Below are 13,008 nucleotides of genomic sequence, written 5' to 3'. Positions count from 1 at the left end.
GTGCTTGTTTCCTATCCGGTTCAAGGGGGTTCAGACCGGTCTCAGTCGCTCTCAATCGATCTCAACCCCCTCTCAGTCGTTCTCAATGTACGGCCTCAATGGGCGGTCTGCCCCCCGTCGATCGGGATCGTGGCGCCATTGATGAAGCTGGCCGCATCCGAACACAGGTGCAGCACGGTGCCCGCGATCTCGTCTGGCACCGCCGCCCGGCCCGATACGTTGCCGGCAAAGAACGCCGCGCGGAACTCGGCGCTGTCAGCCCAGTGCTGCGTCATCGGGGTGACGACGAAACCGGGCGCGATGGCATTCACCCGGATGCCCTGCTGCGCATATTCCACCGCCGCCGCCTTGGTCAGGCCGGAGACGGCGTGCTTCATCGCGCAATAGACGCTCATGTTCGGGTCTGCGATCAGCGCCCCGACCGAGGCGGTGTTGACGATCGCCCCGCCGCCAACCTTCAGGAAATGGCGGATTTCCTGCTGCATGCAGTAGAACACGCCCTTGAAGTCGACATCGATGGCAAGGTTCATTTCCTCGATCGTCACTTCATGGATCGGCCGCTGCGGCGGCAGCACGCCGGCGTTGTTGAACGCCGCATGCAGCCCGCCGAAGCCGCTGACGCAGGCCGCGACGAGCGCTTCCACCGCAGCGGGGTCGGTCACGTCGGTCGGCTTGAACTCGGCAATACCGCCGGCCTGGCGGATGATCGCCACCGTCTCCTCGGCGCGATCATCCTTGTCACCGATCATGACCTTTGCCCCCTGCCCGGCGAACGCGACCGAAGCCGCGCGGCCGATGCCGGTGGCGCCGCCGGTGACGAGCACCGCTTTGCCTTCATAGGTCATTCCTGCCATGCCGCCTGTTCCCCCTTGGCCACGCGCGACGAGTTTCCGAGCAGGAAATCGCCCAGCACATCAACGGCTTCCGGATAGGCTTTCTGCACCCGTGCGCGCAGGTCGGCGCTGTCCTTGCTCGCCGCGACGAGCTTGGGCCATTCGGCGATATAGCGCTTGGAGAAGTCCAGCCCAGTGGTGTCATTGGGCAGGCCCGGCTTGCTGTGGCCGGCCACGACAAGTTCGGGCTTGAGCGCGATCAGCTGGTCGACCGCCTTGCCCCAGGCGGCGATGGCGGCGGGATCATGCTCCCCGAACCACAGGAACATCTGGTTATAGACGAGGTCACCGGGGAACAGAGCCTTGATCGACGGCGCCCACAGCGCGGTGGCGTGGACATGGTCGCCATTCATCGGCGGGATGACCTTCAGCTCCCTGCCTTCCAGCATGATGGTATCGCCTTCAAGCGGCGCCGGCGCGGTGGGATGGCGCGGGGCGTTGACGCCAAGCACCGGGTTCCAGCGCTTGACCTTGAACGGCAGCGACTTCCAGATGTCGGCCGCAACCGTAGGATGCGCCACGATCTTCACATCGGGGAAGGCATCCTTGATCACTTCCATCGCGAAGAAGTGATCGGGGTGATCGTGCGTGATGAACAGCGTGGTGAGATGCTTGCCGCTGTCCAGCACCATGGCCACCACGCGGTGCGCATCGGCAATGGTGAAGGGCGCATCGACCAGCACCGCGTCCCTCTCGCCCTCGATCAGGGCGATGTTGGCGAAGAGCGAGCCGCCGCTGGTGCGAAGCACCTCGACCGTCAGGGGTTTCTGCTGTGCCTGCGCCGCAGCGGGTGCGAGCGGCAGGGCGATGGCGGCCAGCGCCGCGAGCAAAGTCTTGCCAATCATTGATATTTCCCCAGCATCATGCCGCCGTCGATCACGACGTGGCTTCCCGTCATGTAATCCGATGCATCCGACGCCAGCAGCAGGGCCAGTGGCTTGAGCTGGTCGGTTTCAGCCAGCTTTCCCAGCGGGACAATGGCGTCCCACGCATTGCGCGCGACCGGGTCCTTCTTGAGCCAGCCACCGCCTATGTTGGTGACGAACGGCCCCGGCGCGATGGCGTTGATGCGGATGCGGAATTCGGCCAGTTCAAGCCCCAGCGCCCGCACCATGTGCAGCACCCCCGCCTTTGCCGGCATATAGGGCAGGCCAACGATGGGTTCGGTCACCAAGCCGGCGTTTGAGGCGGTGCAGATCACCGATCCGCCGGTGCGACCGTTGGCGCGGCCTTCCTTCTTCATGATCCGCACGGCGTTGCTGATGGTGTAGAACACGCCCGACAGGTTGACCGAGATCGACTTGTCCCACCGCTTGGGATCGTAGGTATCGACCTGGCCATCAGGGTTGCGGTGACCCGCAGGGTTCCAGAACCCCGCACCTGCATCGATGCCGGCGTTGGCGAAGCAGATGTCCAGCCCGCCATAGGCCTTGTCATGCGCATCGAAGGCAGCCGCCACGGCGTCGAAGTCAGAAACGTCGCAGCGCTCGGCGCGGGCATCATGCCCTTCGGCGCGCAGGCGGGCGGCTTCGCGTTCGGCTCCTTCGATATCGATATCGGCAAGCGTTACGGCGGCGCCGGCTTCGGCCATCGCCTCTGCATAGGCGAGCCCGATGCCCGAGGCCGCGCCCGTGACCAGCGCGCTCCTTCCCTTTATGTCGAAGCGATCCAATGTGCCCATAAGCTGTTTCCCTCTCCTGCCGTGCCGTTCAGGCTTCGGCCCAAATGCTATGACGCGCTTTCGCGATCGATCATCCGCTGCAGCATCCGCCGGGCCCGCACCCCGCCCCCGTCTCCATTGAGGATCAGGGGGCGAAGGTCCCAGAAATCCTGCCCGCGCATCAGACGATGACTGTCCCGGATGATCGGCATGTCTTCCTGTTGGAAAGCATATTCCAGCGCCGCGCGCATGCCGCTTGCGAACTCAGCGTTTCCCAGAGCGAAATCCCGTGCCGTGGCCCAGATGTAGTGCGTGGTGTCCGGCGTTTCGGGCGTGAAGGCGTGGAGCGAAGGCAGCAGCGTGCATTCCTGCCGCGCAGTGCCGGGTTCGCCCGCGCGGAAATCGAAATAGAGCACGGCGGGCGCGTGCCACACCACCTCGCCATAGAAATCCTGCTTCTGGCCCAGCCGGCCGAGCATCCCGCCAATGCCTTCGGACAGGGTATCGTCCAGGCGCACGTATTCAGCATGGACAGTTTCCCCGTCCTGCCAGAAGCGGCGCTCACCCTCGACAAAGGCACTGGCGACAAGCGCCGGGTGGACGAAGTTGGCGTGGCTGAGATCGAGGATGTTGTCGCTGTAGAGCTCGTAATGCCCCTCAGCCAGCGTGGCCCCTCGCACCGCTTCCCAGCGAGGATCGGTGAGCCACGAGAAGTCCGGGATCAGCGCAGGATCGGCCTTCGCAGGATCGCCCATCCATATCCACAGCAGGGCGTGCCGCTCCTCCAGAGGATAGACCTGCTGGCGCCCGTCGGGCAAATGCCCGCCAGGGTGCGGATTGTGGATGCAGGCGCCCGATCCATCAAAACGCAACCCGTGGTAGGGGCACATCAGCGCGCCATCCACCACCGTGCCATGGCCGAGCGGAGCGAAGCGGTGCGGGCAGCGCCCGGCGATGGCATGAGCAATCCCATCACCATCGCGGAACAGGGCAACCGGCTCTTCGAGAAAGACGCGCGACAGCGGCTTTTCACCCAGTGCATCGGCCCAGCAGGCCACGTACCAGCAATTGCGCAGGTACGTGCCGGCTGGTTTCGCGCCGAGCTTGGGCACCGGGCTCGTTGGCTCGCCCATAGACCTGTCCCTACAGGTAAAGCTGTTTGTTGATCGGGATATCGTTCTCGCGGCAGTAGGTTTCGTAGTGGTTCATGAACCACCACACGTCGAGCGTTTCGACATGGTTGCCGTTCTCATCGAAGAATTCGTTGGCGCCCTGCATGTGGAACAGCGCCTTCATGCCGTTGGGATCGTCGGTGACGAGCGTGTGCGCCGTGCCGGGCGTTTCGGTGATGAATTCGCCGGGGCGGCACACCCAGTCGTATTCCAGATAGCGGAACGAGCCTTCGAGCCCGACCGCCCAGACCCGGCCGCGATGCTTGTGCGTGCCGATCACGCCGGGGCCCTTGATCCACAGGATGTTGACGTAGACGTTGTCACGCACGTCGAAGGCCAGGTGGCGGATCGCGGCGTTGTCGCCAAAGGGAACCCAGGGGCTTTCGGCCTCGGACGCGCCGACATAGGTGCCTTCCACGCCCTTGCCCCGGATCAGGTCGCCATAGAGTTCCGGTACGTTGACGATCTTGTATGCCCCGGAAGGGGGCGCCTTCATCGTGCCCATTGCAGCCTCAGAGATAGAGCTTGGGATTGATGGCGATGCCGTTATCGCGGCAGTAGGTCTCGTAGTGGTTGATGTACCACCACACGTCCGCCGTATCGACCAGCACGCCATGTTCGTCGAAGAAATCGATCGGGCCCTGCATCCATCCGAACAGCTTGGTGCCCTGCGGATGTTCGGTGACGAGGGTGTGGCTCTCGCCCGGTACTTCAAGGATCAGGCCGCCCGGAGACGCGACCCAATCGTATTCGAGATAGCGCACGCTGCCTTCGAGGCAGACCATGGTGATGGTGCCGCGATGCAGGTGCGTGCCGATCACGCCCGGCCCCTTTACCCACAGGATGTTGGAGAACAGGTTCTGCCGCACATCGAAGGCGAGATGCTTGATCGCGGCGTTGTCACCGAAAGGCACCCACGGGCTGTCCACGTCGCTTTGCGCATCGATGTAGCGCCCGCCGGGGCTGAGCCTTGCGACCAGTTCCTTGTGTGCGAAAGGCACATCGACGATGGCGGCCTTGCTGGATGGTGGGGCAGTCATCACGGCCATTTGCAGGCTCCTCTCAACGGATCAGGGTGTCGACGTAATCCGCACCGATGCCGACCTTGTCGTAATGTTCGCGCGCGGCCTTCATGTAATCAAACACGTCGTAGTGGCCGATGGTGTTGCCTTCCTCGTCCAGCCACATCAGCGGGCCGGAAACGACGAAGAACACCTTCATCGGATCTTCGTGTTCATAGCAGACCAGCGTATGGCTTTCGCCCGGGGTCTCATAGATGAAATCGCCCGCGGTGGCGGTCCAGCTGTGTTCGAGATAGGCCCACTTGCCGCTGATGGTGTAGGCCCAGATCGGATGCGGATGATAGTGGCGGTTCACCAGGCCCGCCTGCTTGCTCATCAGCACGTCGGCCCACATGTTCTTCGACGGGCTGATCCACACCGGCTTCGAGCTGACCGTCTCGGAAATCGGCACCCAATAGCGTTCGTCGCCCTCGGCGATCTTGGGCATATAGACTTCGGGCAGCCCACCTTCGCGGAAGACCTTCTCGACCGGCTTGATGTCTTTCCAGAATTCGGAATGGGCGGTTTCGGGCACGTTTCTCTCTCCCAATGACGGAAACGGGGCGGGCGCCGGTGCGTCCGCCCCGCCTTCTTCAGAACTTCACGCCAAGCCGCACGTACCATTCGGCCGGACGGCTGTAGGTGCCGTAGATCTGGCCGCCGGCGAGCTGGGCCTGACCGGTGGTCAGATAGCGCTCGTCGGTAAGGTTGGTGCCGCCACCGGTGATCTCCCAGTGGTCACTCGGGTCCCTGTAGGTCACGCTGGCGTTGATCACCGTGGTTCCCGGACGCTGCAGCAGGAAGGTGCGCTCGGTATCGTTCCACATGCTGCTGGTGAGCGTGATGTCACCCAGGAACACCAGCGTGCCATGGCTGCCGAGCTTCGCTTCATAACGCGGGCTGAAGTTCCACTTGAACTTCGGCGTCTTGGGCAGCGGGGCCCCCTTGAACACACCGGCCTGGATGGGCGTTGGCGCGACATAGGAGTTGTTGCCTTCGCAGAACGCCGGGAACTCGTTGTTCTCGCCACAGATCACCGTGTACTTGGCATCGGTGTAACCCACCGAGCCGGTGAAGGTGAGGCCCGGAACAGGCGCGGCCACAACCTCGACCTCGAAGCCGCGGATGCGGGCGTTGCCAGTGTTCTGCACAGTGGGCGAAATGCCCTTCTGCGAGTTCAGCTGAATGCCGGTGTAGTTGGTGGTAAAGGCGGCCGCGTTGACCTGCAGGTGCCGGTCGAGCAGCTCGGACTTCACACCGATTTCCCAGGTGGTGGCCTTTTCAGGACCGAAGCCTGGGGCATAATCCAACGGGGCCGACAGACGGGTGGTCCAGCCGCCGGTCTTGTAGCCCTTCGACCAGCTGCCATAGAGCATGACGTCGTCGGTGGGGTGGAACTGCAGGCCGACCTTGGGTGCGAAGTTGTTGAACACCTTCTTCTGCCTGCCCGCGATGTAGTATCGCAGCGGCTCGCCCGGGTTGGGGAAGCCGGCAGCGGCCTGACACGCGGCGGAGATCGTGGAAATGTCCTCGCAACCCGGTACGCCGAGGAAGTTCAGGATCTTGTAGTTCAGGCCGTTGCGATCGGACTGGAAGCCTTCGAACTCCTTATCTTCGTGCGTGTAACGACCGCCCAGCGTGATCGCGAACTGATCGGTGAACTTGTAGTCCACCTGGCCGTAGAAGGCATAGTTCTTGGTCTTGAGATCGTTGGGCCCGTCAACCTGCAGCAGGCCTTCGGCGAAGGTCACGTAATCGTGCAGGTCGCCCGATTCCGTGAAGTAGTAGGCGCCAAGAACATAGTTGAGCTTCTTGTCCATCGCGCTGCCGGCCAGCTGCAGTTCCTGGCTGAACTGCTTCTGGTTCATGGTGAAGCTGGTGTGCAGGAAGTTCAGCGGCGAGTTGTCGAGATCCATGCCGGTGTTCCAGTGGAGCTCGCGATAGGCGGTTATCGACTTCAGCGTGGCATCACCGATATCGTATTCCAGCGTCAGCGCGCCTCCGCCAGACTTCAGCTTGGAATAGTTGTTGCCGTTGGCATAGCTGGTGTCGATGTTGTTGGTGACGAACCGGCTGTCATAGGGCAGGCGGTTGTTGTTGGGGTTGGCATCGGCGTTGACGCCGAAGATCGACGGCAGATCGTTGATCGAGTTCAGGCCGCCACGGTTGCCGAACAGCGCGAACGAGGGAGGACCGCCACCGCAGGTGGTGGTGTCACCCGGTGCGGCGATAACGCCAGCGATCGCGCAGTTGTAGGTAGAGGCGAAGACCGGCGCGAAGACCGAGATGACCTTGTTGGCGATCTGCGAGGTATCGACGTTGGAGTAGTCGCCCGACAGCACTGCGCGGAAGGCGCCGCCATCGTAGCGGATCTTGCCGCGCAGGTTCCAGTTGTTGTCACCACCTTCGGTGCCGAGGCCGACGTTGTTGTAACCCGCCGCCTTGAACGAGGTGATCGGATCGCTGGCAAAGTTTTCAGCGCCGGGGAACGGCAGGCGGCGCAGATAGCCGTTGCGCGTCTTGATCGAGAAGGCGACCGAAGAGGAGAGGCTTTCGGCGAGCGGGATATCGACCGTGCCGCGTGCGGAGAACAGCTTGTAGCTGCCAGTGGTCACATCACCGCGGAAGCGGAATTCGTTGCCCGGATCGTGGGTGACGATCGAGATCGCGCCGCCGATCGTGTTGCGGCCGAACAGCGTGCCTTGCGGCCCCTTCAGCACTTCGACGCGTTCCACGTCGGGAAGTTCCTGGTTCGCGCCGACCGAGCGGGCGAGATAGACGCCATCGAGGTAGATGCCCACGCCCGGATCGATGTTGAAGGCGAAGTCGTTGGCGCCGATGCCGCGAATATAGGCGGACAGCACCGACGACGAGCCCGAGAATGGCGTTCCCGCATCGAGCGTGACGTTGGGCGCAATGTTGGATAGCGAGGCAACGCTGGTGACGGCGCGTTCCTGCAGCGCCCCGGCCGTGAAGGCCGAGATCGAGATCGGCACGTCCTGGACATTTTCCGCACGCTTCTGCGCGGTGACGACGATTTCCTGGATGCCCCCGGAACTGCCGCTGTCATCGGTCTGGGCCTGTTCCTGCGCCACCGCCGGCGTTGCCAGCGCGGCCGCAAGCACGGCGAGTGAAACCGGTGCGAACTTCATTGTTGCCACTCCCTTTTGTCGTTTTCAGGCGGCCGCCCCCTGCGGTACGCCAGTTTCATCAAGCGAAAGTATATTTGCGCCGCCCAATCCGCTTGCACTGGAGCGCAAGCGACCGGGACAGGCGCGCAGACGAGGCTAGCGTCCGCTGCGCCAGTCGCGTGGCGCGGCACCAAAACGCTGGCGAAAGCACCTGGTGAAATATCCACTGTCGTTGAACCCGAGTTCGAAGGCGACATCGGTGATGCTGGAATCGGGTGCAGCGACCAGCCGATCCGCCGCACGAGACAGGCGTTGTTCGAGAATATAGGCGCTGGGTGTGGTGCCCATCGCGGCGAACACATTCTGCACCGTCCGGATCGACGTGTTGCAGGCCTGCGCAAGGGTAAGCGTCTTGAGGTCAGGATCCGCGAGATGGGCATCCACAAGCGCCAGCACGCGATTGCGCAGGCCGGTGTCACCAATCGCCTCATGCGGCTTTTGCGCGCCCCGCATGGCCAGGGCGACCATGTCATAGAACACGGCATTCACACCCTCGCACCATTCGCTGTCAGTCGCCTGCTCGGCGTTCTGCCAGAGCGACAGCAGGAAATCGCGGAACACGCGCCCGCCGGCGCTGGCGCCGCTCATCCGGCGGCTGAGCAGGTCGTTGACGCCGGGCAACCGCTCTTCCAGGGGCGCGCGCGGAAACTCCACGACAAGCAGCTGATGTGCGGTGAGATCCAGGCTGTAGCTTTCATGCGAGGAGCCGATCACGAAGTCTCCCGCTTCAAGCCGGCTTTCGAACCGCCCCTGACGATGCAGGCTTTCGCCCCGACACTGCAGGTGAAGGATCAGCCGCTCGTCACTGCCCAGTGCAGCCTGCCGTCCGACAAAGGATGCGGTCGAACGCGGCCGGATCATGTCGAGATCCCCCAGGCTCCACGCCAGCATCGCGCCCTGGAACTGGTTGTCCTGCGCCCGGACGAACGTGCCGCCATAAATGCGGTCGACCAGCTCGTTCCAGTAACGCAGGCGCTCTGGCGGGGCGATGCCTTCGGTATCGAACTTGCGGACGGCAGTCATCACGACGGTTCCTTCTGCAAAATCAGACGATGGCTGGTGCGCTGCGGCGGGCCACCACGCGCGGGGCGGATTCGACGAGTCCAAGGGCGCACAGTCCGGCAAGGATGGTGAGCACCAGCATGAGCCACAGCGGCGCGGCGATGCCAAAGCGATCTGCCAATGTGCCGGCGAGGAACGGCGCCAGCACGCCGCCGAGCACTTCGCCCGTGCCCATGACCACGCCGGTCAGCGTTGCGGTTAGCCGGGGATCGACGGATTCGGCCGGGATGGTGGCCATGAACATCGGGAACAGGCCGTTCAGCCCCCACCCGAAGAAGAAGATGGCCGCGAGAACCAGCGTCGAGCCGCTGTAGAACAACCCGCCGAGTGGCAGGATCACACCAAGGAAGGCGAAGAAGATCATCACCGGCCGACGACCGACGGCATCGGAAATGGCAGGGACGACAAAGCTGCCGAGGCCCGCCGATATGCCCAGCGTCGCCATCAGCCAGCTCATCGTATCGGGATCAAACCCGCGCCCCTTGGTGAGGAACAGTGGCATGAAGGCCCAGCAGACGACGAGATAGGACACGAGCAGGATGGCGATCAGGGCGCAGAGCAGCACGTTGCGGTGGGCAAAGGCCTCACGCAGCGTAACCTTCGGCCCGCCATCGTCATGCGCGGTGACGGGCGGTTCGCGCAGGGTGAACCAGATCAGCGCGGCGGTGATCAGGCCCGGCGCAGCCGCGAGGTAGAACCCTTCGCGCCAGCCATAGGCTGCGGCCACCGGCACCAGCAGGATCGGCGCAAGGCCCGAACCCAGAAGGTTGGACCCCAGGTTCTGCGCCACGCCCATCGCCATGCCACGCCGCTCCGGCGCGACCTCGCTGACGATCAGCGAGTGGCTGACGGGCATGACCCCGCCTTCCGCCGCCCCCATGAGAAGCCGGGCGCCGAGCAGCATGAAGAACGAGGTGGCGAGGCCGGAAACGACCGAGCAGAGGCAGAAGGCGATGGTCGCCACCACGATCACCGGCTTTCGCGATCCGAGCCGGTCCGATATCCGCCCGACCGCGAGGCCCGAAAGCGCCCAGGTGAGCGACAGTGCCGAGCTGAACATGCCCACCTGCGTATTCGAGAGCTGCAGATCCGGCTGCACGAACGGCATCAGGAAATTGAGCGCGTTGCGATCGAAGAACAGGATGCCGAAGTTGAGGCTGAGCAGCCCCACCACCCATGCCTGGTACTTGCCACTGGCCTGCATGTTCTGGGCCCCCGCCTGCACCGCGCTGCTCACAGGAAGGGCCTGATCGGATCGCGGCCGTTCCAGCCCTGCGATGCCTGCCACATGCCGGTGAAATGCTGGTCCATCATGTCGGTCACCGGGATCAGTTCGACAAAGCCGGGCTGCGCGGCATGACCGCCCTCAAGGTAGGCGACCGAGCCTCCGGTCGGCACCGGGGCCTTGAATGCAAGCGAAAAGCCCCGCGCTTCGTAGTTGGCAAGATCGGCCTCCACATCGATTGAGGCGATGCCGAAGTGGTGGAAGCCATAGCCCGTCTTCTCGATCGTCTCCCGATAGACGGAAGGATTGGCATCAAGCGGCTGTATCAGTTCAATCTGCATGTGCCCGGCAAAGCCCATGGCGATGGTGACATCAGCCTTGGACACCGCGCCGCGATAGACCTGCCCCTCGGCCAGAAAGTGGTCGAGCAGGAAGAACGGCCCCGCCCCGCAATCGCGGATGAAGTGGTCGATTGAGGCATGCACATCCTCCACCACGAAGGCGGTCTGGCATATCCCGCCCACAGGTTGCCCATACCCCAGCGCCTGGGTCATATCTCTCTCCCATTGCCGCGACTTCCGAACCGATGGTCCGATCGCCTGAACGTGGCCCTTGTCCGAGCCTTGCGCCCATTCCTTACCGTGCCGGCACCTGCTCCGCTTGAACCACAGCGCATCCCGACAGGGACCACGGTGCAAACATGCGGGCCAGGTGAAGGCCCGAATCTGATGTCAAAGCGTGATCACCACCTTGCCGAACAGGCTGCCTGATTGCTGGTAGGCATAGGCATCCAGCGCCTGCTCCATCGGGAAAGTGCGATCGACCACGGGTTTGATCCCGTGCCGATCGATGAAGGCATTGAGACGCTGCGCCATACCCTTTGACCCCACGAAAATGCCCCGGATGCTTCCCCCCTTGAACATCAGCGCGTGCGGATTGGTGTCCCCTTCGCGCGTCAGCACGCCGATCAGCGCGATTTCCCCGTTGAAACCGACCGCGGTGATCGACTGTTTCAGCGTTCCGGCCCCGCCGACCTCCACGACATGGTCAACACCCCCGCCCGCCAGCGCTGCCGCTTCGGCGCCCCATTCGGGAACATTGCGGTAATTGATCGTCTGCTGCGCGCCGAGCGCCCTGGCCCGCTCCAGCTTTTCATCCGACGACGACGTGGCGATCACCCGTGCGCCCGCGGCCCTGGCAATCTGAAGGGCAAGCAGCGACACGCCGCCGGTGCCGAGCACCAGAACGCTTTCCCCTTCGCGCAGGGGGTGCGGGCCTTCCATCAAGGCGTTCCACGCCGTCACCCCTGCGCAAGGCAGGCAGGCGGCCTCTTCGAACGAAAGACTGGCCGCGATGGGCACCACCCCGCGTTCAGGCAGCACGACAAGATCCTGCAACATGCCGGGTGCCGGTGGCGCGCCCAGCGCCACACCCGCAGCCGGATTGGGTGGACCATCCATCCAGTCCTGGAAGAAGATGCCGGCAACACGATCGCCGACACCAACCGAGGTCACCCCATCACCCACGGCTATGACTTCACCGGCACCATCCGAAAGTGGCACGGTATCGCGATCCACGGTTCCGCCCATGTAAAACCCGAGCGGAATGATCTGGTCCCGAAAATTCAGCGAGCAGGCGCGCACACGGACGAGCACCTCGCCCGGCCCAGCCACCGGATCGGGAACTTCGCGAAGTTCCAGATCCTGGAGCGAGGTTGCCCCCTGCCTGATAACCCACTGACGCATCTTATGCTTCCTCTTCCCTGAAGCCGATCATGGCACAGTGGGTGGCGGATTTAATGAGCAACACAAACAGATTTCATATGGTGAAATTAACAGTGGTGCCCGATGCCATTGCCGCCTGCGCTTCCACCGCGCGACCGATAGCCGCAGCGGTCTGCTGCAGGGCATCGAGATGGCGCAGGACAACGGCTTCGTCCGTCCCGCGCTTGGCCGGCCAGGTAAGGTTGATGGTAGCCACGGGGCTGCCGCCGGCCATGATCGGCACGGCCATCGACCGCCGTCCATCGCGCAGCACCAGCTGCTTTGATCGATCCGGCCATGGGTGCAGCGGTTCACGCGCGGCATAACCACGAGAGCGTGTTTCGGCGAGGATGGCGCGCAGGTCTTCCTCGGCGGCTTCGGTCGAATCGCGCGGGCGCAGACGGGCGATGATTGCCTCGCGCTCGCTCTCGTCGCAAGCGGACAGATAGGCCCGGCCGGTCGCCGTGTGGATGTAGGACAGCTTTACGCCCACTGGGCCCAGAATGGCGGAATCGAGCCGGAAGAGAGGGCTGTTGGTTTCAAGGATCTCCATGTGGTCAAGCCGGGGGACGGCCAGCACGGATGGCCAGGCGACCTTGGTGGACAGCGCCTTCATATGCGGTGAGGCCACCTCGGCAACATGCTCGATGGCGGCCGACGGACTGCGGGCCAGGGCGTCGACATGCGGCAGGTAGGCGCCATCCGCCAGCCGCTGCCACACAAGCCCCTTGCGCCCCAGCGTCAACAGCATGCGCAACAAGGTCGCCTTGGGCAGTCCCAGTGCGACATGGAGTTCATGGAGACTGGCGGCGCGGCGGGCCTGCACCTCCAGCAGCACGTCGAGCCCGCGTTCAAGCGCGCGGACCGTCTTGACCTTGCGTTCCAGCATCATCCTCGTTTCACCTTATGGAACGTATGCTTTGCATAGCATTTTGCAAAGTCAAGCCATCTGTCGCACTGTCGGGGCAACGGGAGAGAGAA

The 13,008-nt window shown here is 63.6% G+C and carries 13 protein-coding genes; all 13 read right to left on the bottom strand.

All coding sequences use genetic code 11. The annotated features are described in order from the left end of the window. Positions 1–95 precede the first annotated feature (95 nt). The 13 genes from POM99_RS01325 to POM99_RS01265 all read right to left on the bottom strand — a co-directional run bounded on the left by POM99_RS01325 (position 96) and on the right by POM99_RS01265 (position 12,919). Complete coding sequence (locus POM99_RS01325; RefSeq protein WP_277274938.1) at positions 96–854, bottom strand: SDR family NAD(P)-dependent oxidoreductase; 759 nt, start codon at positions 852–854, stop codon at positions 96–98. Beyond that, on the bottom strand, positions 842–1,738 hold the full coding sequence (locus POM99_RS01320; protein WP_277274936.1) for an MBL fold metallo-hydrolase: 897 nt from the start codon (positions 1,736–1,738) through the stop codon (positions 842–844). Before POM99_RS01320 ends, POM99_RS01325 begins: the two co-directional genes overlap by 13 nt. Next, positions 1,735–2,574, bottom strand: coding sequence for an SDR family NAD(P)-dependent oxidoreductase (locus tag POM99_RS01315; protein WP_277274935.1), 840 nt, complete (start codon positions 2,572–2,574; stop codon positions 1,735–1,737). The genes POM99_RS01320 and POM99_RS01315 overlap by 4 nt, the downstream gene beginning before the upstream one ends. A 47-nt stretch (positions 2,575–2,621) precedes the next feature. Further along, positions 2,622–3,686: a Rieske 2Fe-2S domain-containing protein gene (locus tag POM99_RS01310; protein WP_277274934.1), complete on the bottom strand. Its 1,065-nt coding sequence runs from the start codon at positions 3,684–3,686 to the stop codon at positions 2,622–2,624. Positions 3,687–3,696: 10 nt separating this feature from the next. Further along, complete coding sequence (locus POM99_RS01305) at positions 3,697–4,230, bottom strand: 2,4'-dihydroxyacetophenone dioxygenase family protein (RefSeq protein ID WP_277274933.1); 534 nt, start codon at positions 4,228–4,230, stop codon at positions 3,697–3,699. Positions 4,231–4,237: 7 nt separating this feature from the next. After that, complete coding sequence (locus POM99_RS01300; protein ID WP_277274932.1) at positions 4,238–4,774, bottom strand: 2,4'-dihydroxyacetophenone dioxygenase family protein; 537 nt, start codon at positions 4,772–4,774, stop codon at positions 4,238–4,240. A gap of 13 nt (positions 4,775–4,787) precedes the next feature. Then, positions 4,788–5,321, bottom strand: coding sequence for a 2,4'-dihydroxyacetophenone dioxygenase family protein (locus tag POM99_RS01295; protein WP_277274931.1), 534 nt, complete (start codon positions 5,319–5,321; stop codon positions 4,788–4,790). A 58-nt stretch (positions 5,322–5,379) separates the two neighbouring features. Then, positions 5,380–7,938 (bottom strand): TonB-dependent receptor, encoded by a 2,559-nt coding sequence (locus POM99_RS01290; RefSeq protein WP_277274930.1) that lies wholly within the window; start codon positions 7,936–7,938, stop codon positions 5,380–5,382. A 135-nt stretch (positions 7,939–8,073) separates the two neighbouring features. Next, positions 8,074–9,000 carry a helix-turn-helix domain-containing protein gene (locus POM99_RS01285; RefSeq protein WP_277274929.1) on the bottom strand — a complete coding sequence of 309 codons (927 nt, stop codon included), beginning with the start codon at positions 8,998–9,000 and terminating at the stop codon, positions 8,074–8,076. Between the two features lie 22 nt (positions 9,001–9,022). Then, positions 9,023–10,276 carry an MFS transporter gene (locus tag POM99_RS01280; RefSeq protein WP_277274928.1) on the bottom strand — a complete coding sequence of 418 codons (1,254 nt, stop codon included), beginning with the start codon at positions 10,274–10,276 and terminating at the stop codon, positions 9,023–9,025. Then, positions 10,273–10,818, bottom strand: a complete 546-nt coding sequence (locus tag POM99_RS01275) for a VOC family protein (RefSeq protein WP_277274927.1) — start codon at positions 10,816–10,818, stop codon at positions 10,273–10,275. The genes POM99_RS01280 and POM99_RS01275 overlap by 4 nt, the downstream gene beginning before the upstream one ends. Positions 10,819–10,995: 177 nt before the next feature. Next, positions 10,996–12,009 carry a zinc-dependent alcohol dehydrogenase family protein gene (locus POM99_RS01270; protein ID WP_277274926.1) on the bottom strand — a complete coding sequence of 338 codons (1,014 nt, stop codon included), beginning with the start codon at positions 12,007–12,009 and terminating at the stop codon, positions 10,996–10,998. Positions 12,010–12,082: 73 nt separating this feature from the next. Further along, entirely contained in the window at positions 12,083–12,919 is an 837-nt protein-coding gene (locus tag POM99_RS01265) for an IclR family transcriptional regulator domain-containing protein (protein ID WP_277274925.1), read from the bottom strand. Between the last annotated feature and the right edge of the window lie 89 nt (positions 12,920–13,008).

This window comes from Novosphingobium cyanobacteriorum (assembly GCF_029436685.1).
Classification (GTDB): Bacteria; Pseudomonadota; Alphaproteobacteria; order Sphingomonadales; family Sphingomonadaceae; genus Novosphingobium; species Novosphingobium cyanobacteriorum.
Note: the sequence above shows the minus strand (reverse complement) of the source record. Positions and strands in the feature narration are given on the sequence as shown.

Excerpts from the sequence above, each read along its gene's own strand:
- POM99_RS01325 (WP_277274938.1), bottom strand. The coding sequence starts at position 854 with ATGGCAGGAATGACCTATGAAGGCAAAGCGGTGCTCGTCACCGGCGGC.
- POM99_RS01320 (WP_277274936.1), bottom strand. The coding sequence starts at position 1,738 with ATGATTGGCAAGACTTTGCTCGCGGCGCTGGCCGCCATCGCCCTGCCG.
- POM99_RS01315 (WP_277274935.1), bottom strand. The coding sequence starts at position 2,574 with ATGGGCACATTGGATCGCTTCGACATAAAGGGAAGGAGCGCGCTGGTC.
- POM99_RS01310 (WP_277274934.1), bottom strand. The coding sequence starts at position 3,686 with ATGGGCGAGCCAACGAGCCCGGTGCCCAAGCTCGGCGCGAAACCAGCC.
- POM99_RS01305 (WP_277274933.1), bottom strand. The coding sequence starts at position 4,230 with ATGGGCACGATGAAGGCGCCCCCTTCCGGGGCATACAAGATCGTCAAC.
- POM99_RS01300 (WP_277274932.1), bottom strand. The coding sequence starts at position 4,774 with ATGGCCGTGATGACTGCCCCACCATCCAGCAAGGCCGCCATCGTCGAT.
- POM99_RS01290 (WP_277274930.1), bottom strand. The coding sequence starts at position 7,938 with ATGAAGTTCGCACCGGTTTCACTCGCCGTGCTTGCGGCCGCGCTGGCA.
- POM99_RS01285 (WP_277274929.1), bottom strand. The coding sequence starts at position 9,000 with ATGACTGCCGTCCGCAAGTTCGATACCGAAGGCATCGCCCCGCCAGAG.
- POM99_RS01275 (WP_277274927.1), bottom strand. The coding sequence starts at position 10,818 with ATGACCCAGGCGCTGGGGTATGGGCAACCTGTGGGCGGGATATGCCAG.
- POM99_RS01270 (WP_277274926.1), bottom strand. The coding sequence starts at position 12,009 with ATGCGTCAGTGGGTTATCAGGCAGGGGGCAACCTCGCTCCAGGATCTG.
- POM99_RS01265 (WP_277274925.1), bottom strand. The coding sequence starts at position 12,919 with ATGATGCTGGAACGCAAGGTCAAGACGGTCCGCGCGCTTGAACGCGGG.